This is a genomic window from Desulfoluna sp., assembly GCF_030145185.1.
Classification (GTDB): domain Bacteria; phylum Desulfobacterota; class Desulfobacteria; order Desulfobacterales; family Desulfolunaceae; genus Desulfoluna.
On the sequence record NZ_JAQYWB010000006.1, the window covers coordinates 64,971 to 83,416 of the forward strand.

Sequence of the window (18,446 nt, forward strand, 5' to 3'; positions counted from 1 at the left end):
TAGACAAGAAAATGTCAAGACGAGTTGTTGTCATCGGCGGCGTGGCCTTGGGGACCAAGGCTGCCTGCAGAGTGAAGCGCATCGATCCCACAACCCATGTTACTCTCATCGACAAAGACGACTACATCTCCTATGGAGGCTGTGGCATTCCCTATTACGTCTCTGGAGATGTGGCGGACCATACGGCCCTTCAAAGCACAGCCTATCATATGGTGCGTAACGAAGAGTTCTTTAAAACCATCAAGGGTTTTGAACATCTCGTTACGGGGACCCTCGTGACCCGTATCGACCGTGAAGCCAAGGTGGTCTGGGCCCAGGGCAAGGATGGGGTTGAGAAGAGTTATCCTTACGACAAGCTGGTCATCGGCGCGGGCAGTCGCACCCGGGATCTTAAGATCCCCGGCCAGGAGCTTGCCAATATCCATGCTGTGGGCAACCTTGAAGATGCCATGGCGATCAAGAAGCTGGTTGCTGCGGGGCAGGTGGAGAAGGCGGTGATTGTCGGCGCGGGCTTCATCGGCCTGGAGATGGCAGAAGCCCTGGCGGACATGTGGGGGATCGAAACCTCCGTGGTCGAGATCGGTGATCAGATCATGCCCGGCTTCGTGAGTCAGCAGATGGCCCATATGGCTCAGCGTTCCATGGAAGAGAACGCCGTGAACTTTTGCCTCGGTGAGACCGTGAAAGCGTTTGAAGGGGAGAACGGGGCCGTGGGTCGCGTTGTCACCGACAAACGAACTCTGGAGGCCGATCTCGTCATTATGGCCGTGGGCATTCAGCCCAACGGCGAGCTGGCCCGCGATGCCGGGCTTGAGGTGGGATCCTCCGGCGGGATCCTGGTGAACGAGAAGCTTGAAACCTCCGATCCGGATATTTATGCCGGAGGGGACTGCATTGAACTCACCCACGCTGTGAGCGGCAAATCCGGGGTCTGGCCCCTGGGGTCTCTGGCGAACCGTCAGGGTCGCGTGATTGGGACCAATATGGCCGGGGGTTCAGCCACCACTGAAGCGCCGGTAGGCAGTTTTGTGGTGAAGCTTTTTGATAAGTCTCTGGCAGGCAGTGGCCTGACCTTGAAGGGGGCAGAGGCCGCTGGTTTTGATGCCATCAGTGTTGCCATGTGTCAGCTGGACCGGGCCCATTTTTATCCGGAGAAAGAGCTGATGTTCCTGGAACTGGTGGTGGAGAAGGCCACCAAGCGGGTGCTCGGGATTCAGGGTTTTGCAGGAAGCGGGGACGCCATGGTGGGGCGCATCAACACGGTGGCGGCTACCTTGAAGTACAAGCCCACCCTGCTTGATATCAGCAACATGGAGTTTGCCTACTCCCCACCCTTCAGTTCGGCCATGGATATCGTCAACTCTCTGGGCAATGTGGCAGACAACGCGGTGGACGGCCTCCTTCATTCCATTCCCGTTGAGACCTTTGAGGGACTCTGGGAGGAGGGGGACTGTGTGTTTATCGACTGTCGCGAACGACCGGACTCTACCCCCTTTTGCACCAAGTTCCCCGGTAAGTGGAACAGTATTCCCCAGGGAGAGATTAAAACCCGTCTCGACGAGGTTTCCAAAGACAAGTTGGTGGTTCTTGTCTGCAACACCGGCGTGCGCTCCTTTGAAGCCCAGCTTAACTTGCGTGAAATGGGTATCACCAATACCGTGAGCGTTCAGGGTGGCATGGCGACCCTCAAGACCTGGGGGGCCAAGGTGACCCTTTAAGGCGAAAGATGATTCGTGAGGCCGCCTCGGGTCATACCCCGGCGGCCTTCATCACTGATTGCCATTGCGATGTGCCTCGAGTTCCACGGGCTTCATCGCCGTGGCTTTTTTTTTGCACTCGGGTTACGGCTTAACACAGGGAGGACTCTACGCCTCGGAGAGCCGGCAGTTCTGGGGACTGGAGAGGGCTTCTTTTTGCTCTTGGGTTCTGTTTATGGTTTAATGACGTCCATGAAATTACGACAAAAATCGGATGCCGGGGTGGTGTTTGGCCTGTTGGGGCTTTGGGCCATCGGGTCCCTTGCCGTTTGCGGGGTGCTGGGGCTCTTTCCTGAGCGTTTCGGGCACTCGTTGGGGGTCTCTTTGGCCTTTCTGGCCTTGACCCTCTGGGCCCTTGTTCTCGTGACGGAGCAGTGCGTGCTGCGTGTGGCCGTCCCGGAGGTGTCTACCGGGACTCGCTGGGGCGTGCTTGCCATCGGATGTGGGGTGACGGTTGTCAGTTGGCTGGCCGTTCGTTTTGGGCTGCCTCTGCGAGGGCTCTGGGAGGGGACGATCACCTGTGGGCAGATCCTTATTGTGGGGGTGGGGGCGGGGTCTCTCTCGCGGCTGGTGAAGCACCCCGCAGAGTTGTGGCCCCTGGTGAGTGTGATGGTGTGTGCGGATGCGGTCAGCTTCCTTGCCGGCCCCACCCACTTCATCGCAAATGATGTGGCTGCTTATTACCTGGCCGGGCGGGAGGGCCTCTATCCGATCTCCGAGATGCTGCTCATGAAGTTTCCCATCCCAGGGTCCTTCGACCTTTACCCTCTCTTTGGCATGGCCGACTGGTTTATGGTGATTTTCTTAGGGGGGGCTTCCCGTTTTTTCCATATAGACGATCGGGTGATGGGGATTCCCCTGGCGGTCCTCGGTCTTTTTTTGGCTTCCGCCTCGGCCCGGATCTTCCAGGTGTTCATTCCGGCCTTGCCGGTTCTGGCCATTTTTTACCTCACCGGCATGGTTCTACGGCATCGGTCCGTTTTCAGGCCTGGCCGCCGTGAGGTGCTGTTGTTTCTGTTTCCTCTGGTGGCGTCCCTGGCTCTCTTTTTATTGATGGGGGAGCCGTGACCCCGATGAGACGATGAATCAAAAAAGGCCACCCTGATATGGGGTGGCCTTTTTTTTTATGAAATGGGGCCGGCTCCGATCAGGCAGGCGGCGCAAGAATGGCTACTCTTCGAGCTCATGGATCTCGGGGTGAGTGGAGAGGGCACGGAGGAACTGCTCGGTGCGCCGATCCAGGCGCCCAGCCATCATCTGGACCAGTTTTTTGTAAACCAGGAATCCCAGATGGTGGTCTGCTTCCATGGCGTTTAAAAGCGCGGAGCCGTCGATCACAACGACCTCGGAGGGTTCGGGGCTCACGGCGGTGGTGCTGAAGGAGACTTCTTCCATCAAAGAGGAGTAGCCGAAGCACTCACCGGCATTCAGGGTGGCCACGGTAACGGTCATGTGCTGGGTCATCTCCTGTTCGATGAGGATCGTTCCGGATCGGACCAGATAGAGGACCCCGGCCTGTCCCCCCTTGGTGAAGATCACTTCTCCCTCTTCGAAGGACCGAGGTTTGGCGATGGCAATGATGCTGTCGACTTGATCATCGGAAAGGGCGGTAAAGATAAAGGCGTTTTTTATATCGTCTCGTGAGATCATGAACTCTGTCCTCGTTATGCGTATGGCTGAAAATGCATTGTTTTGTTTGTCTTCTGTTGCCCTTTGGGACGTCATGCCCTCCAGGCAACTTCGTTGCCGTCAGGGCTTACCCCCTGACAGCATAGAGAAGAAAAATAAAGAGCACGGCGACAAAGGCGCCCACCCCCGAGGGGACGGTCCCCGTTTGAAAGGCCTGTTTGATCCGTTCGGAAAGGTCCGCCTGGTCACTGTGTCCTTTGCTGGACAGGTGAGACAGGGGGGCCATGAGGGCGATGGCAAGGGATTGCGGTGCTTTCTGGGCAAAGTGATTGATCCGCCCTGTCAGGCCCTTGACCAGGAGAAGATCACAGGCCGCGTTAATCCCGTTGAGTGATTTATCGGCCACCCAATGGAAGAGTCGCCCGGCCCCGGCATAAAACCAGTCGGTGTCGAGGAAGGTGACTTTTTCCAGGCGGGGCAACAGCCCTTTGGCCAGAAGGAGCAGAAAGGCAAGGGTGCCGAAGAACTGGAGCTGGAGTTGCCCCACCACGTGGCCGAAGGTATACGGCTCATAGTCGGCGGCAAAGGGCAGCATGTTGTAGAGCACCTCATGGTTGGTGCCGACATAAACGCAGCCCAGGGCGGTAAAGCCCATGGCAATCCGCATGTTCCAGGGTGCCTCTTTGGGGCGCAGGCCAGAGTCTTTGTGGAAGAAGGTGAGGAAGGGGACCCGGATTCCCACATAGGCAAAGACCCCCACCGCTGCAAATTGCAGGGCAAACCAGGCCAGGGTGAGGTGTTCGTGGGCCGCTGCGGAGATGATCATGGACTTGCTGACAAAGCCGCAGAAGAGGGGGGTAGACATGGAGAGCCCCCCGACGATGCAGAAGGTGGCGGTCCAGGGCATGGCCCGGAAGAGTCCCCCCAGCTCGCTCAGGTTCTGTTTGCCGGTCTGCTGGATCACGGCGCCTGCGCTCATGAAAAGCAGGGATTTGTAGAAAATGTGGCAGACGGCATGGGCCGCCACCCCGTTTAAAGCCAGGTTTGAGCCGATACCGATTCCCACGATCATGAAGCCCACCTGGTTGATCAGGCTGTAGGCGAGCACGCGCCTGATATCATTTTCAATGACGGCGTAACACAAGGGGATGAGCGCCATGGCAAGGCCTAAGGGGATCAGGATATCCGCTCCGGCAAAGATTCGGGCCATGGTGTAGACGGCGCTTTTGGTGGTGAAGGAGCTTAAGAAGACAGCGCCGGTGACCGTGGCTTCCGGGTAGGCGTCTTTGAGCCAGGCGTGCATGGGGTAAACCGCTGCGTTGACGGCCACACCGCAAAAGATGAACCAGGAGGCAGGAGACGCCAGTTTGATGGCCGAAAAGGCGAGGGTGCCGGTCTCTTGAATCTGAAGGACAATACCCGCCATGAGGCAGAGCCCTCCCAGGATGTGAATCATGATGTACCGGAAGGCCGCCTTCTGGGATTTTTCCGTCCTTCGGGCCAGGATCAGGAAGGTGGAGGCCACTGCCATGAACTCCCAGAAGACATAAAGGGAGAAGAAGTCACCGGCAAAGGTGACGCCCACAGCGCTTCCCGCATAGATCATGGCAGAGGTATGGGCCAGGGCATCGTCTTCGTGCATGGCATAGATGCTGCCGGCAAAGGCGGCGATGCAGAAGATGGTACCAAAGACGCGGGAGAGGGCGTCCACCCGGCCGAAGATGAGTTGATAGTCCAGGAAGGGGACCGTCCAGTGCGTGCCGTTGGGAACCGAGAGCAGGGTCACCAGGGCGACAAGGGGCAGGGCCGTCATCCAGAGGGCCCTGCCGCGTCCCTTCAGGATGGGCAGGGCCAGGGCCCCGATCACCATGATGAGGGCGGGGGGCATATCAATAAACGGTATATGAAGTGGCATGGAATCGAATGTCTCCTGTAAAAATGACCTGTTATTCTCCGCTTTTCACCAAAAACGAAAGGCCCAGGGCCAGGACGGGAAGCGCCAGACCGGAGAGAAACCCGAAAAGAGGGTTGAACTCGGGCCATCCGTCGACGGTAAAGGACGCATGGGGGTGAATGAGAAAGTCGGCCCCCAGCAGGCCCCCCAGAAAGATCGCGCCAAGCACGATCAGGGTTTTCAGAGTCTTTGGGCTGTCAAAAAGAGTGTTTTTTGTCGTCATATGTCACCTTAAGCCTAGGGCATGGGAGCGCCAATAATGGTCGCCACGGCCAATTTCGCCAGTTGCAGGAACGGCTGGGGATAGAAGAAGAAGATCACGGAACAGGTGGCTGTCATACACAGAGGAATCAGGCACCAGGTAGGCACTTCGTCGACTTTTTTCTCAAACATCGCCTCTTCATCGGTGCAGAAGAAGGCCTTATAAGAGATGGGCAGAAAGTACGCGGCGTTCATGAGGGAACTGGCCAGAAGGACAAAGAGAAAGAAAATCTGTCCCGACTCCAGGGTGCCGATCACCAGGTTCCATTTGCTGATAAAACCACCCAGGGGCGGCAGCCCGATGACAGAGAGCGAGCCCAGGAGAAAGGCGGTCATGGTGTAGGGCATGCGGCGACCGATACCCACCATCTGGCTGACGTTCTTGATGCCCGATGCGGCAAAGATGGCCCCGGCGCAGAAGAAGAGGGTGATCTTGCCGAAGGCGTGCATGGCGATGTGGAGCATACCGCCTGTCATCCCCGAGGGGGAGAGCAGGGCGATACCCAGGATGATGTAGGAGAGCTGGCCGATGGTAGAGAAAGCCAGCCGTCGTTTCAGGCCGTCCTGGGAGAGGGCGATCATCGAGGAGACGATGATGGTAAACGAGGCGACGTAGCAGACGAGGGTGCCCAGCCCAATGGAGGCCAGCATCTTGGTACCGAAGACCCCGGTGATGACCCGGGCCACACAAAAGACCCCGACTTTGACCACCGCGACGGCGTGGAGCAGAGCAGACACCGGGGTGGGGGCCACCATGGCGGCCGGTAGCCAGGAGTGGAACGGCATGACGCCTGCCTTGGCAAACCCGAAGACGAACATGAGAAGCAGCACCGCCGTGGCGGGTTGAGAAAAGTGCCCGTTCATGAATCCCTGGGGGGCAAACTCGAAGGTGCCGGTCTGGCTGTAAATGACCAGCATGGCCGGCAGCACCAGGCCGATGGAGGCACCCAGGATGTAGGTGATGTATTTGCGTCCCGAGCTCCTGGCTTCCTGATCCTGATGGTGAGTGACCAGAGGATAGGTGGCAAAGGAGAGCATCTCGTAAAAGAGATAGAGGGTGAAGAGGTTACCGGCAAAGGCAACGCCCAGGGTGGCGGAAAGGGAGAGGGCAAAACAGGCATAATAGCGCGTTTGTCCGTGCTCGTTCAGGCTTCGCATGTACCCGATGGAGTACATGGAGGTCACGATCCACAAGCTGGAGGAGACCAGAGCGAAGAGCATGCCGAAGGCATCCACCTTGAACTCGATGGCCAGCCCCGGCAAGACTTCGACCAGGGTGTAGGCGATTTGACCTCCCTTTAAGACAAAGGGAAGCATGGAGAGAACGATGGCGAATTTTAAAATGGCTGCGACAAAGGTCCACGCCTCACGCACGTTCTCCGACCGGCTGGAGAAGATGATGGGCACCACAAAAAAGGAGACGAGAATCGCAGCAAGGGGTTTGGCTGAATAAAGCATTTCCATATCTATGCAATCCCTGCCGGTAAGGCCAGCTGAATGAGTTTCGTGACAATGTCACCGGTATAGAGTCCCAGGGCGATCAGTGAGAGGGCCGCAATAAGGAGCGGTGCCACCATGGTGACGGGGGCTTCATTGAAGACAGGCCCGTGGTCGTGATGGCCGTGGCCTTCTGCAAAGGGCTCGAAGAAGGCGATCTCAAAAATGCGGAAGAAGAGCACCGCGTTGACCAGGCTGCTGAAGAGCAGCGCGGCGACAAATCCCCACTGGCCGGCGTTGATTCCGCCGGTGATGAGGTACCATTTGCTGAAGAAACCGCAGGTGGGGGGGATCCCGATGACGGCCAGGGCCGCGATGACAAACCCGATCATGGTGAAGGGCATCTTGCCGAAGAGCCCCTGGAGGTCTTCAAATTTATCGCTGCCCAGCTTCCAGATGATGGCGCTCACCGCCATAAAAAGGGTGAGGGTCATGGCCGCATCGTTGATGATATGCAGGGTGGCACCCGTGACGCCGGCTTTATTGCCCAACCAGAAGCCCCCGACCATGTAGCCCACTTCCGCCACAATGATGTAGGTGAACATGCGGGAGAGGCGCCGTTGCATCAGAGCCAGCAGAGAGCCGCTGACAATGGCCGCGATCGCCAGCCAGACAATGGCTTCGGAGAGCAGGGGCCGGGCGAAGGTGAACGCCGGGGTAAAGACGGTGAGACCGACCCGCACCATCGCGTAGATCATCACTTTGGTGGTCAGGGGGGCGATGAGTCCGGCAGAGGCGGACGGCGCGTTGCTGTAAGCGTTGGGCAGCCAGCCATGCAGGGGAAAGAGGGCCATTTTCACAAAGAGGCCGGCCATGCAGATGATCAGGGCCAGGAACAGGGTGCCTGAGCCTTCGAGCTGCGGGACCAGGAGGGCGATGTCCGCCATGTTCAGGGTGCCGGTGGCGATGTAGATGTAGCCGATCCCCAACAGGTAAAAGGAGGCGCCGATGGTTCCCATGAAGAGATAGTTGAGACTCGACAGGGGGGCTCGCTCCTTGCCCAGGCCGATGAGGGCGTAGCCGGTCAGGGAGCCGATCTCCAGGAGCACATAAAGGTTGAAGGCGTCACCGGTGGCAACGATCCCCACCATACCGGAGAGAAAGAGGAGGTAAAGGCCGAGGTAGGCCCCCATTTTGTCCTCAAAATCTTTTTCAATCCAGACTTTGGCGCTGATGAGGTTTAAGAGCGCGACGGCCAGGATGACGACAAGGACCGGGGCGTTCAGGTAGTCAATCACGTAGACGATGCCGATGGGTGGGCGCCATCCTGCCATTTTATAGACAATAGGGCCTGCTGCCATGACGTGGGCTGCCAAGCCGATGGAGACGGCCAGGGCCCCGGCCAGGGACGCAACGGCCAGGGGAAAGCACCAGCGCCGGTCGATCCACCCCATGGCGGAGACGAGGAGCGCCGACAGCAGCGGTATGATAATCAGGAGTGCCGGAAAATGCTGTGTCATTCTTACTGTCCTGCCTGCATTCGAATCTGGTGGTTGATGTCATCCTCTTCCAGGGTACCGTACTGGCGGTAGATCTTGATGGCCAGGGCCAGAGCCACGCCGAGGGTGGCCACGGAGACCACGATCGCCGTCAGCATGAGGCAATGGGGAAGGGGGTTGATATAGTCCGCCGCGTGGACGGCCGCGTGGCCTCCCCCGTGGGCGTCTCCCATGATGATGGGAAGGGTCCCCCCCTTTTTGTAGGCGATGGAGACGTAGAAGAGGATGATGGAGGTCTGGAAGATGTTCATGCCGATGATTTTTTTTACCAGGTTGTTTTTACCGATCATGGCGTAGAGCCCGAGCATCATTAAGACGATGTAGATCCAGTAGTTGTATTTGTCCGCAATGAGCGGCAACAGGTCGTTCATGGTATCAGAGCCCCTCGTCGTGTTTCCCTGCCGAGGACAGGTTGTAGTAAATCCAGATAATCACCGCCATGACGGCAAAGGCGACGCCGATTTCCACGATGAGAATTCCGTGAGAACGGGCCATGACGGGGCTTACGCCCAATAAGGGGGCCAGGGCCTCGTAGTTGAGGAAGTTGGCTCCGAACAGGAGGCACAAGACCCCGGTGCCCGCGTAGATCAGGACGCCCATGGAGCCAAAGAGGGCGGCTACTTTTTCAGGGAATCGCCGGATGGCACGACGCAGGTCGTGGCTGATGGCGTAGAGAATGAAGGATGCCGCCAGGAGGACACCGCCCTGGAACCCGCCGCCGGGGCTGTAGTGACCGTGGGCCACCACATAAAGGGCAAAGATCTGAATAAAGGGGATGACGATGCGGCAGGTGTTCTTGATAATAATCTGGTGGGGGACAAACTCGGAGTCCAGGCGCCGGAAGACCGCGGAGTCCTCGGCGGGAAGGGTGCCGCCCTCTTTGATATGCAGTGTCACGCCCGTGGGCAGGTGACGGTACATTCGCGGGGTGTCTCCGGGTTTTTGCTTCCGGCGGAGCAGGAAGAAGCAGGCCAGGCCCGCGGCAAAAACCACGGTGGTTTCAAACATCGTGTCGTACCCTCGGTAATCGGCCAGGACGCTGGTGACCACGTTGGGTGCGTGGGTATCCGCCTGCCCGTTTTCCAGATAGTAGGGGGAGAGATAGGTGTTTGCCGGTGAGTTGGCATCGCCGAAATCGGGAAAGGCCCCCGTGTGAAAAATGAGAAGCCCTCCTGTCAGGACGACGGCGATCATGGCTAAAAATTTCAATCTTTGGTCCTCCGTGTGGTGTGAAAGACGGCGGCCACGCAAAAGACCGTGCTGACGCCTGCCCCGACGGCTGCCTCGGTGAAGGCCACGTCCACGGCCCCCATGGAGGCCCAGGCCAGGCACATGAGAAAGCTGTAGGCGCTGAAGACGATGGAGGCCCCGAGGAGGTCCTTCACGGCCAGGGCGCCGATACCGCTGATGACCACAAGGGTGAGGATCGCAAGATCAATGGGAAGGGTCATCGCTGCCTCCGTTTTTCTTTTTTGTCCACGGTGCCAGTCCTGCGCGGATACCGGCATCGACGATGGCGTGGGTGGCGGTGGGGCTGGTGAGGTAGACGAAGATGACGATCAGGATGATCTTGATGGCCGTCAGGATGTTCGTCCCCGTGAGGCCGTGGTGGGAGAGCACATAAAGGGCCAGGCCGCTCATGGAGAGCAGCAGTCCCATGGAATCAATCATCCCGGCGGGATGAAGCCGGGAATAGAAGTCTGGGAATCGGATCACGCCCACGGCACCCGCAAAGAAGAAGAAAATGCCGCCGGCGATGATGAGGAGGCTTACAAAGATCATTTTTTTGTCTCTCCTTATTTCTGGGTGAGGGATTCGCCGTGAAGCCCCTTCTTTTTATGGAAGTATCGGGCCGAGGCCAGCACCGTCATAAAGTTCAGGAGGGCATAGGCCAGGGAGATGTCCACAAACATGTCTACCCGATCAAAGAGCAGCCCGATGATGATGAGAAGGACGGTGGTCTTGGTGCCCAGGGCGTTGATGCCGATGATGCGGTCCAAAATGGTGGGACCGGCAATGGCTCGGTACAACGAGATCAGCGAGATCAGGCAGATTGCGATGGCTGCGCTGAGAAAAAAGTTATCCATGGGCCTCTCCGAATACGGTTGCGACACGTTTTTCCATCTCGCCGGGCAGGGACTCGGCAGAGGCGTCGTCAATGGCGTGTACCACATAGTCTCCGAAGACGGAGAGGGAGACGGTGATGGTTCCGGGTGTCAGGGTAATGGAATTGGCAAAGGTCACCAGGGCCATGTCATCTTCCATTCGGCTTCTAAATTCAATGATCTGGGGGTTGATTTCCTCAAGAAGCCGGGGGTGAAAGACCAGTTTTAGAAGATGGATGTTGGCCAGGATGATCTCTTTAATGAGCCATGGCATGTACAGGAGGAAGCGAAGCCAGAGGCCGGGCATTCCCTTAAACGTGGAGGTGGTGATGAGAAGATCGGATGAGATGAGAGAGACGATCACACAGGAGATGACGCCCAATGAAAGGTGGAAGATGTCGAGTTTTCCCGATAACGCCACCCAGGTTGCCATCATGACGACAAAGGTGACCACAAAGGGGACCGGCTTGAAGCCTCCTCCTGCTTCAGGGGGGTCGGGTTGCGGCCTAGGAGAGTTCATTTTTCTTGTCACAGTTGCTACCTTCCTCAGTATTGACACTGTCGCTGAGACAGCTCAGGGGATGATCTGAGCCGGTTTCAGAGGTTCGGCGAAAGAACCGGGTCGGGTATGGGCACAAGCCTAAGGGGCTGGTTTTGTGTCCTGTCCGGTGGCTTTTACGCTAATTCATCACACATTTTTTACGGGTGACGTTGTGTGCAAACGGCTTGTTGGTGGCCCTGTCAATGGCCCGAAACACACGATAAAAATTACAGGTTGACCTGCCCGATAAAAGGGAACACCTGCGGATAAATGGTTATTCTGCAAAAGATCATATGGGGTGTCAAGGGGTTTTGGAGATTGATCGAAATGGTCAATTAAATTTATTTATTAGCCATGGGGCAAACGGCGCAAATAACTGAACCGTATAGCTATCATCTGAGAGATGTCGTTTAGTTATTCAACGGGGATATCTCTCTTTATTTCTGCAGGATATTGATTTGATTGTCCGGGATGAGCGAAGTGCTCACCCCGGAGTCGTGCCTCTATTTCGTGTTTATGGAAGTAAAACCGGCATGCCCATCATGGGCCAGACAACGAGAATAAAGAGGCCGGTGATGACCATGAGGATCAGGCTGGAAATGAGGCCGTAGGAGAAGAATTCTCCGGTGGTAAATTGGCCTGAATCGTAAGCAATGGCGTTGGGCGCTGCGCCAACAAGCAGGAGGAAGGGCATCCCCGCCGGAACCAGAGCGGCAAAGAGGATCACCTCAGGGGCTACGCCCAGATACGGGGCGATGACCAGGGCCACGGGCAGGGAGATGGCGATGGCTGCCACGTTCATGATGAAGTTGGTCATCACCATGACGAAGAAGGAGATGCTCATGATAAAGACAAACCAGTGGGCTTCCTTGAAGAGGGTTAGCCAGTTGACAGCAAGCCATTGGGCCGCCCCGGTCTCCCAGAGGCAGAAGCCGATGCTCATGGCACCGCCGAACAGGAGGATGATATTCCAGGGGATCGCCTCCAGGTCTTTGATGTCCAGAATGTTGAGGATAAAAAAGAGGATGGTGGAGACGAGGATGATGGCGGTCTTGTTGACGCCGCCCAGGGCGGGGATGAAGGAACGCATGGAGAGACAGAAGATGCAGCCGAAGATGATCAGGGCCGAGATGACCTCGGTTCGGCTCATGGGGCCCATCTCTTTAAGCATATAGGCCGAGCGCTCTTTGATGCCCTCAATACGTTTTTTCTCGGGCTTGAAGAAGACCATGACAAAGGCCCAGAGGATGAAGACCATGCTCCAGCCGACGGGTGCCATGAAAAAGGAGAGCTCGAAAAAATCGATCTCTCTTCCCACGATGTCCTTGAAGAAACCGACGGCCACCGCGGCCCGGGCGGAGCCCAGCAGGGTGATGATAGAGCCGGCCCCGGCCACCCAGGCCATGCCGATGAAGAGCCCTTTGCCGAATCGTGTGGGCTCGCGGTCTTCGGCGTACATGGAGTGGATGGTGAGAAGCAGGGGGTACATGGTGGCGGCCACGGCCGTGTGGGCCATGATGTGGGTGAGAGCGGCCGTTACCACAAAGCTGCCTAAGTAGATCATGCTGGTGCGTTCACCGACGATGGAGAGCATCTTGTAGGCGATGCGCCGGGTGAGTCCCGTCTTGGTGAACACCATGCCGATGACCAGGGAGGCAAAGATAAAGAGGACCGATGGATCCATGAAGTCTTTAAAGGCACTGTTGGCAGGCCTGACCATGAACATCACCTGCAGGACACCGATGGTGAGGCTGGTGATGCCGATGGGCAGGACCTCAAACACCCACCAGATTCCCGCCAGCAGAAAGATGGCAATGGCCCCCTTGGCTTGGGGAGACAGGGCAAAATGCTCTCCGTTGGGGTCGATGGCGTCGGGCCAGGCCGAGCTGTAGTTGACCAGGGCAAAAAGCCCTAGCCCGAGGGCGAGAAAGAAAATGCGTTTCCAGTCAATGGGCCGACTTTCGGCCTGTAGGGTTTCCGTTACCATGTATAAACCTCCATGCAGGGAGTCTTCAGTCTCTGGATTGCACCCCGACTCCGGGGTGGGACAGGGGGTTGCGGGGGGCGCTTTTCACCAGCCTTTTCGGTTGATGAGGTTGTTGATCTCCGCGTCTCGAATTCGGGCCTCGTGGTCACACTTGAGCTTGTAAGCCCCTTCCAGCTTCTCGGCGATGACGCCGATGTCACAGGGCTTCATGAGGAAGTCGAGGGCCCCGGCTTTCATCCCGGCGATGGCGCGTTCCACCGTGGCCTCACCGGTAAGCATCAGGACCGGGATCAGGGGGAGATCGGTCTTGATCTGGGCCAGGGTTTCGCAGCCGTCCATCCCGGGCATGAGGACGTCTAAAATCACAAGGTCAATGAGACCCTCGGCGAGGATGTCCAGGGCCTCCTGGCCGGAATAGGCCACCTTGGTCTTGTAGTTCCTCAGCTCCAGTCGCTTGGCCAGGGTGTTGGCAAACTCTTTCTCGTCATCCACAACGAGTACATGGGGTTTGTATGTCATCGCTCTCTCTCCTGAAATGGGCTGGTTGGGCGGGCGTGGTTCGCGCTGCCTTGCGCGGTACGCTCTTTCCTAAGCCTTTGCCGAAGGCTCTTCGGCTCGGTTTGACTGTATCTTTTCATAGGCCGCCTTCATGGTTTCCGTGAGGCGGTCAATATCCGCGGGTTTCTGAAGGTAGGCAAAAGCACCCATGGCCAGGCATCGCTTTCGGTCCTCTTCCGAGCCATGGCCGGTGAGGATGATCACCTCAACGTGGGGCCGTTGATCCTTCATGTTTTTCAGCACATCGTATCCGTTGACGCCGGGCATCTTCAGGTCCAGGACCATGACGTCGGTCTCTTCCTGGTTGGCGATGGCCAGGGCCTCCTCTCCGCCATAAGCCACGGAGGTGGTCATTTCGCGCATTCGGAGCCGTTCCGAAAGGGTCTGGACGAACTCTTTTTCATCGTCCACCAGAAGAATACGGGGTGGTGTGGGCAGGTCGAAGTCGTACATGACGTTGGCTTTGTAAAATCCTTTTCCGATGCGGGTCGTTACGGAGAGGACCCCCTTGATCCGGCCGGCCTCAGATTTTACCTTCTGTTTGAATTTACTCAGCATCAAGACGTTTTTGTTGATGGTCACGGTGACATGCCCATCCTTGGCCTCTGCCGTGAGTCCTTCTCCTGTCTCAATGAGGACCTGCTCAACCTGGCAGGCCAGGGTGAAGTCCGCCATGAGGCGCTGGGATTCTGAAGGGGCCACTTCGATACGGGCCAGGCTTCGGGTGATCAGGGCCAGGGCGTCCTCCACGGGGGTTTTGTCGGTGGGGATGACCAGGTCGTAGAGTTTAGGGTCCCAGGCGCTTTTTCCATGGAGGCTGCTGCACCAGAGGAGGGCGGCTTCGTCCAGGTCGTGAATTTTGGCACTGGCCTCTTTGTCAGAGATGTTCCGCGTTTCCCGGGCGCAGGCAATCCGCCTTTTTTTGTCGGTGATGATCAGGGCGCGCAGGACCGGGGTGAGGCTTTCGGGGATCAGGTGTCCGCTTAAGCCGTGGAGGATGATATCGTTGGATGAGAGCAGGGTGGCCAGGGTGAGTTTGACGGCGGCCAGGCTCTTTTCCCTCTCCTTGGTGAAGGTGTTGAATGTCGGGGTTTGCCCTTTAAGAATCTTCGAGAGTGAGGCCTCTTTGAGGTGCTCTCTCTCGGCGGTGAGGGCGATGATCTCTCGGTCGGTGTAAACTTTCATGTCGGAGGCACTGCTGAGGGCGTCCACAATGGCTCCGGCCTGGCTGAATGCGCCGTTTGTAATGGTAATGGATGGCATATGTGGCTCCTTGTAATTGCGAAGATTGATGAAAGAATTCATTTATATTGATGTTCTGCAAGGGCTATGCCAATAGCTGGATAGTCATGTAAAACAAGGGGTTTGTGTTTCTGAGGCGGGGGAAGAAAAAAGAAACGAGACGAAATGAACTAAATTGAAACGCACAAAATGAAACAAAATGAAACTTTTGGTGGATAGAAAAAGGGGCGTGGCGTGTCGCGTGGGAGGGGGCAGAGAGAGGGGGGCCGGAGACCCCCTGACGCCGGTGGCTGCTTTGTTCCCCGGCGGGTGAGGGAAGCCGTCACAGGGGACGGTTTCCTGTCGGTTTCAGTCTGTGATTTTCAGGGAGAGGGTGTGGGTGTGATGGTGGCTGGTGAGGAGAGCGCCGATCTCTTCGGCGAGGGGGTCGGGGTGTTCTAAGGGCCGGTGGCCCTCAAGGGTGATGTCCAGGGTGGCCCCTTGGGATGTGACGGTCACGAGGGTCTCTTCCTGCTGTGTTGGGTGGCAGGCGGCTTCGAGGAGCCGAAAGATTAAAAGGCGCACCCTGACGGGGTCGCAGGTGACGATGCCGGAGGAGGCGGGGGCGGCCAGTCTGGCGTGGAACCGTCGCTGGGTGAGGGCCACGATCTCTTCGGTGACGAGGCCAACATCCACGGGGCTCGGGTTGGGGTCTGGGGCATGGGCGAGGCGATTGAGGTGGGTGAGAAGGGTTCTCCCCCGGGTCACTTGGGTGGCGATGGCCGCAATGCCTTTTTCGAGGTGCTCTGGGGTGAGGGCCTCGGGGCCCCCGAATTGAAGCAGGTCGGAGAGAAGTCCTGCGTGTTCGTTGATGATGGCCAGCACGTTCATCAGATCATGGGTGGCCGGGGCGGTGACAGACCCCATGAGGGCCGTGGTTGTAAGGTCTGAGGCGGGAGTGCTCATGATGCGAGGGCCTCCTTGATTTTTTCCAGGAGGTCTTCGATGGCCAGGGGCTTCATGAGATAATCCACCGCTCCCAGGCGCATGCCATCCATGCCTTCTCGGGTCGACCCATGGCCGGTGAGAAGAATCACGGGCAGGTCGGGGGCCAGATGGCGAATATGTTTCAAGGTCTCCAGGCCATTCATTCCCGGCATGAGCAGGTCTAAAATCACCACATCAAAGGTTCCCTTGCGGATCAGGGCGAGGCCGGTCTCTCCGTCCTCTGCCGTGGCGGTGGAAAACTCGCGGATTTCCAGCCGCTCGGCCAGGGTGGTGACAAATTCTTTTTCATCGTCGATAAGCAGAACGCGTGGGTTCATGGGGTTGGGTCTCCCTTGGTTTTGTCGGCAGGAGGGTTTTTCGGCAGGGTGACCGTGAAGGTGGTGCCCTCCCCTTGCCGTGTGTTCAGTGTGATGGCACCGCCCAGTTTTTTGATGATGCCGTAGGTGATGGAAAGCCCCAGTCCGGTGCCGTTGCCCTTCTTGGTGGAGAAGAACGGATCGAAGATGCGTTTGGCCACATCCTCGGTCATGCCGCAGCCGTTGTCCTGGACCGTCACCGAAAGGCCGCCGTCCGGGGCGGGGGCGGAGGCGATCAGGACCGTGCCCCCGTCATCCACGGCAGAAAAGGCATTGGTCAGGAGATTGAGAAACACCTGCTGAAGCTGTCCCCGGTCCGAGAGAATGGGGGCCAGCGTCGGGTCGAGGTTGAGGCTGACGTCCATCTGGCGGTAGAGGGCCTCACGCTCCAGAAAGCCCATGACCTCTTTTAAGATCTCATTGATGTCGAGGCTTTCCATCAGGGTGTCAAGTTTTCGGGCAAATCCCAGAAGGCGATGGGTGATGGTCTTGCAGCGGGAGACCGAGGCGATGATGGCGGCGGTCAGCTCAGAGAGACGCTCCTTATGGGGGAAATCATCGCTGACCATCACCAGGTCACTCATGAGGCCCGCTTTTTCGTTGATGATGGCCAGGGGGTTGTTGATTTCGTGGGCCACCCCGGCGGCCAGGCGTCCGATGGAGGAGAGCTTCTGGTTGTGCTGCAGCTCTGTCAGGGCCGTTTCACGTCGTTCGTCGGACTCCTTGATGCGCCTGACGAGGGTGCCGGTCATTTTGACCACCATGAAGATGATGACCAGCAGGCTCAGGGTATAGACCAGCAAGGCATCTGATTTCAGGGCATACCAGGATCTCAGGACTACGGAGCGGGGTTTGGCGATGACTAAAACGTAGTCGGCATTGGTGAAGCCTGAGCAGGCCAGGAGGAGTTGGCGATTGTCGGGGTCGGTGGTTTCCGTGACAAAGGTGCTGCGCATGCCGCTGGGGATTGTCAGGCGGCATGTTTCCAGGGTTTTTCCGTAGAAGGTGGAGTTGGTTTGCAGGATATTATCGGAATTGACCAGGAAGGCATCGCTCTGGGGAGAGAGCCCCAGGGTGCCGAGGAGTTTGTAGAAACGATCGGTGTCGATGGTGGCTCGAACGATCCAGCTGGTCCCCTCATCGGTGTAGCGTTGAACCGCCACCACAATATGGGGCAGCTTGCGATGGCCCATGAAGACGTTGCTGATGTAGGATCCCTTTACCAGGACTTCCTGGAAGGAGCGCTGGCTGGCGTAGTTTTTTCCCAGAAGGTTGTAAGGACCGGCGTAGTTGACCAGATCCCCGTCGTCGTTGATGATGGCCAGATCCACAAAGCCGCCCAACTCGGTCTTGAGAATTCGGAGAAGGCGGTGGAGGGTCTTGTCGTCCAGAAGTTCCTCGTAATCATAGGCGTTGGCGATGAACCGAACGGTGGAGAGCCGCTCCTCAAAAAAAAGCTCAAAGGAGTGCTTGGCCTTGTTTGCGGTGTTGGCAAGGGGGGTAATCAGCTCGTTTTGGAGGTGGCGGCCGTATTGAAAGTGGTTGAGAATCCCCATGACGGTTAAGGGGGTGATGGTGACCACCAGCATGGTGATGATGATGTTTCGGGTGAGAATGCGGTAGTGGCCCGGAGCATCGGCGCTTCGGCTGAAAAGGTTATCGATGTGGGTGATCAGGTTATGGATGGTCCACATGGCGTCCCTCCACACTGCGGTCGCAGAGAATCTCCCCGGAGGAGAGGTCTCCCTTGAGGTGAAGGATGAGGGCTTTCTCCCAGGATCCGGCCACGGCATCGATCACGGTGATTTTTTTCCAGGAAAGAAACTCGAAATACTCTTCCTCAATGGCTCCGCAGATAACGCAGGAGATATTCTCTGTCAGGATCAGGTGGCAGAGTTTTTCGGCGGAGGCCTGGGGCAGTACGACGGTTTTATCTTCCGTCTCGCCACTCTTCAGGCCCGTGACGATATGCACTTCGGCGGCCAGATCGAAGCGGGGGGCCACCTCGTCACCGGCGATGGGGATGAGGATTTTCTTTGACATGAGAAAAACAGTAGCATGATGTTTTAAATT

Annotated in this window: 20 protein-coding genes; 2 read left to right on the plus strand and 18 right to left on the minus strand. The window is 57.5% G+C overall.

The features are described from left to right. Positions 1 to 11 precede the first annotated feature (11 nt). Positions 12 to 1,718 carry an FAD-dependent oxidoreductase gene (locus Q1Q75_RS02960; RefSeq protein ID WP_300667513.1) on the plus strand — a complete coding sequence of 569 codons (1,707 nt, stop codon included), beginning with the start codon at positions 12 to 14 and terminating at the stop codon, positions 1,716 to 1,718. A 231-nt stretch (positions 1,719 to 1,949) separates the two neighbouring features. Next, positions 1,950 to 2,825 (plus strand): hypothetical protein, encoded by an 876-nt coding sequence (locus Q1Q75_RS02965; RefSeq protein ID WP_300667514.1) that lies wholly within the window; start codon positions 1,950 to 1,952, stop codon positions 2,823 to 2,825. Positions 2,826 to 2,927: 102 nt separating this feature from the next. On the opposite strand, the gene Q1Q75_RS02970 is transcribed toward Q1Q75_RS02965, so the two are convergent. The 18 genes from Q1Q75_RS02970 to Q1Q75_RS03055 form a co-directional block, all read right to left on the minus strand. After that, positions 2,928 to 3,407 carry a Crp/Fnr family transcriptional regulator gene (locus Q1Q75_RS02970; protein ID WP_300667515.1) on the minus strand — a complete coding sequence of 160 codons (480 nt, stop codon included), beginning with the start codon at positions 3,405 to 3,407 and terminating at the stop codon, positions 2,928 to 2,930. Between the two features lie 106 nt (positions 3,408 to 3,513). After that, complete coding sequence (locus Q1Q75_RS02975; RefSeq protein ID WP_300667516.1) at positions 3,514 to 5,301, minus strand: Na(+)/H(+) antiporter subunit D; 1,788 nt, start codon at positions 5,299 to 5,301, stop codon at positions 3,514 to 3,516. A 31-nt stretch (positions 5,302 to 5,332) separates the two neighbouring features. Next, positions 5,333 to 5,563, minus strand: coding sequence for a hypothetical protein (locus Q1Q75_RS02980; RefSeq protein WP_300667517.1), 231 nt, complete (start codon positions 5,561 to 5,563; stop codon positions 5,333 to 5,335). A 14-nt stretch (positions 5,564 to 5,577) separates the two neighbouring features. After that, positions 5,578 to 7,065 (minus strand): monovalent cation/H+ antiporter subunit D family protein, encoded by a 1,488-nt coding sequence (locus Q1Q75_RS02985; protein WP_300667518.1) that lies wholly within the window; start codon positions 7,063 to 7,065, stop codon positions 5,578 to 5,580. A gap of 2 nt (positions 7,066 to 7,067) precedes the next feature. After that, positions 7,068 to 8,558 carry a monovalent cation/H+ antiporter subunit D family protein gene (locus Q1Q75_RS02990; protein ID WP_300667519.1) on the minus strand — a complete coding sequence of 497 codons (1,491 nt, stop codon included), beginning with the start codon at positions 8,556 to 8,558 and terminating at the stop codon, positions 7,068 to 7,070. Positions 8,559 to 8,560: 2 nt separating this feature from the next. Further along, entirely contained in the window at positions 8,561 to 8,968 is a 408-nt protein-coding gene (locus Q1Q75_RS02995) for a cation:proton antiporter subunit C (RefSeq protein ID WP_300667520.1), read from the minus strand. Positions 8,969 to 8,972: 4 nt separating this feature from the next. Further along, positions 8,973 to 9,806, minus strand: coding sequence for a Na(+)/H(+) antiporter subunit B (locus Q1Q75_RS03000; protein ID WP_300667521.1), 834 nt, complete (start codon positions 9,804 to 9,806; stop codon positions 8,973 to 8,975). Continuing rightward, positions 9,803 to 10,048, minus strand: a complete 246-nt coding sequence (locus tag Q1Q75_RS03005) for a hydrogenase subunit MbhD domain-containing protein (protein WP_300667522.1) — start codon at positions 10,046 to 10,048, stop codon at positions 9,803 to 9,805. Before Q1Q75_RS03005 ends, Q1Q75_RS03000 begins: the two co-directional genes overlap by 4 nt. Then, complete coding sequence (mnhG, locus tag Q1Q75_RS03010) at positions 10,032 to 10,379, minus strand: monovalent cation/H(+) antiporter subunit G (protein WP_300667523.1); 348 nt, start codon at positions 10,377 to 10,379, stop codon at positions 10,032 to 10,034. Before mnhG ends, Q1Q75_RS03005 begins: the two co-directional genes overlap by 17 nt. A gap of 14 nt (positions 10,380 to 10,393) precedes the next feature. Further along, complete coding sequence (locus Q1Q75_RS03015; protein ID WP_300667524.1) at positions 10,394 to 10,684, minus strand: monovalent cation/H+ antiporter complex subunit F; 291 nt, start codon at positions 10,682 to 10,684, stop codon at positions 10,394 to 10,396. Beyond that, on the minus strand, positions 10,677 to 11,234 hold the full coding sequence (locus Q1Q75_RS03020; protein WP_300667525.1) for a Na+/H+ antiporter subunit E: 558 nt from the start codon (positions 11,232 to 11,234) through the stop codon (positions 10,677 to 10,679). The genes Q1Q75_RS03015 and Q1Q75_RS03020 overlap by 8 nt, the downstream gene beginning before the upstream one ends. Before the next feature lie 523 nt (positions 11,235 to 11,757). After that, entirely contained in the window at positions 11,758 to 13,230 is a 1,473-nt protein-coding gene (locus Q1Q75_RS03025; RefSeq protein WP_300667526.1) for an SLC13 family permease, read from the minus strand. Positions 13,231 to 13,314: 84 nt separating this feature from the next. After that, positions 13,315 to 13,749 carry a response regulator gene (locus tag Q1Q75_RS03030; RefSeq protein ID WP_300667527.1) on the minus strand — a complete coding sequence of 145 codons (435 nt, stop codon included), beginning with the start codon at positions 13,747 to 13,749 and terminating at the stop codon, positions 13,315 to 13,317. Between the two features lie 69 nt (positions 13,750 to 13,818). Beyond that, on the minus strand, positions 13,819 to 15,051 hold the full coding sequence (locus Q1Q75_RS03035) for a response regulator (protein ID WP_300667528.1): 1,233 nt from the start codon (positions 15,049 to 15,051) through the stop codon (positions 13,819 to 13,821). Between the two features lie 327 nt (positions 15,052 to 15,378). Continuing rightward, on the minus strand, positions 15,379 to 15,975 hold the full coding sequence (locus Q1Q75_RS03040; protein WP_300667529.1) for a hypothetical protein: 597 nt from the start codon (positions 15,973 to 15,975) through the stop codon (positions 15,379 to 15,381). Then, positions 15,972 to 16,334 carry a response regulator gene (locus Q1Q75_RS03045; RefSeq protein ID WP_300667530.1) on the minus strand — a complete coding sequence of 121 codons (363 nt, stop codon included), beginning with the start codon at positions 16,332 to 16,334 and terminating at the stop codon, positions 15,972 to 15,974. The genes Q1Q75_RS03040 and Q1Q75_RS03045 overlap by 4 nt, the downstream gene beginning before the upstream one ends. After that, complete coding sequence (locus tag Q1Q75_RS03050; protein ID WP_300667531.1) at positions 16,331 to 18,067, minus strand: PAS domain-containing sensor histidine kinase; 1,737 nt, start codon at positions 18,065 to 18,067, stop codon at positions 16,331 to 16,333. The genes Q1Q75_RS03045 and Q1Q75_RS03050 overlap by 4 nt, the downstream gene beginning before the upstream one ends. Beyond that, positions 18,051 to 18,416 carry a hypothetical protein gene (locus Q1Q75_RS03055; protein ID WP_300667532.1) on the minus strand — a complete coding sequence of 122 codons (366 nt, stop codon included), beginning with the start codon at positions 18,414 to 18,416 and terminating at the stop codon, positions 18,051 to 18,053. The genes Q1Q75_RS03050 and Q1Q75_RS03055 overlap by 17 nt, the downstream gene beginning before the upstream one ends. Between the last annotated feature and the right edge of the window lie 30 nt (positions 18,417 to 18,446).

Coding starts and splice junctions, on each gene's coding strand:
- Q1Q75_RS02960 (WP_300667513.1), top strand. CDS start 12: ATGTCAAGACGAGTTGTTGTCATCGGCGGCGTGGCCTTGGGGACCAAG.
- Q1Q75_RS02965 (WP_300667514.1), top strand. CDS start 1,950: ATGAAATTACGACAAAAATCGGATGCCGGGGTGGTGTTTGGCCTGTTG.
- Q1Q75_RS02970 (WP_300667515.1), bottom strand. CDS start 3,407: ATGATCTCACGAGACGATATAAAAAACGCCTTTATCTTTACCGCCCTT.
- Q1Q75_RS02975 (WP_300667516.1), bottom strand. CDS start 5,301: ATGCCACTTCATATACCGTTTATTGATATGCCCCCCGCCCTCATCATG.
- Q1Q75_RS02980 (WP_300667517.1), bottom strand. CDS start 5,563: ATGACGACAAAAAACACTCTTTTTGACAGCCCAAAGACTCTGAAAACC.
- Q1Q75_RS02985 (WP_300667518.1), bottom strand. CDS start 7,065: ATGGAAATGCTTTATTCAGCCAAACCCCTTGCTGCGATTCTCGTCTCC.
- Q1Q75_RS02990 (WP_300667519.1), bottom strand. CDS start 8,558: ATGACACAGCATTTTCCGGCACTCCTGATTATCATACCGCTGCTGTCG.
- Q1Q75_RS02995 (WP_300667520.1), bottom strand. CDS start 8,968: ATGAACGACCTGTTGCCGCTCATTGCGGACAAATACAACTACTGGATC.
- Q1Q75_RS03005 (WP_300667522.1), bottom strand. CDS start 10,048: ATGACCCTTCCCATTGATCTTGCGATCCTCACCCTTGTGGTCATCAGC.
- mnhG (WP_300667523.1), bottom strand. CDS start 10,379: ATGATCTTTGTAAGCCTCCTCATCATCGCCGGCGGCATTTTCTTCTTC.
- Q1Q75_RS03015 (WP_300667524.1), bottom strand. CDS start 10,684: ATGGATAACTTTTTTCTCAGCGCAGCCATCGCAATCTGCCTGATCTCG.
- Q1Q75_RS03025 (WP_300667526.1), bottom strand. CDS start 13,230: ATGGTAACGGAAACCCTACAGGCCGAAAGTCGGCCCATTGACTGGAAA.
- Q1Q75_RS03030 (WP_300667527.1), bottom strand. CDS start 13,749: ATGACATACAAACCCCATGTACTCGTTGTGGATGACGAGAAAGAGTTT.
- Q1Q75_RS03035 (WP_300667528.1), bottom strand. CDS start 15,051: ATGCCATCCATTACCATTACAAACGGCGCATTCAGCCAGGCCGGAGCC.
- Q1Q75_RS03040 (WP_300667529.1), bottom strand. CDS start 15,975: ATGAGCACTCCCGCCTCAGACCTTACAACCACGGCCCTCATGGGGTCT.
- Q1Q75_RS03045 (WP_300667530.1), bottom strand. CDS start 16,334: ATGAACCCACGCGTTCTGCTTATCGACGATGAAAAAGAATTTGTCACC.
- Q1Q75_RS03050 (WP_300667531.1), bottom strand. CDS start 18,067: ATGTGGACCATCCATAACCTGATCACCCACATCGATAACCTTTTCAGC.
- Q1Q75_RS03055 (WP_300667532.1), bottom strand. CDS start 18,416: ATGTCAAAGAAAATCCTCATCCCCATCGCCGGTGACGAGGTGGCCCCC.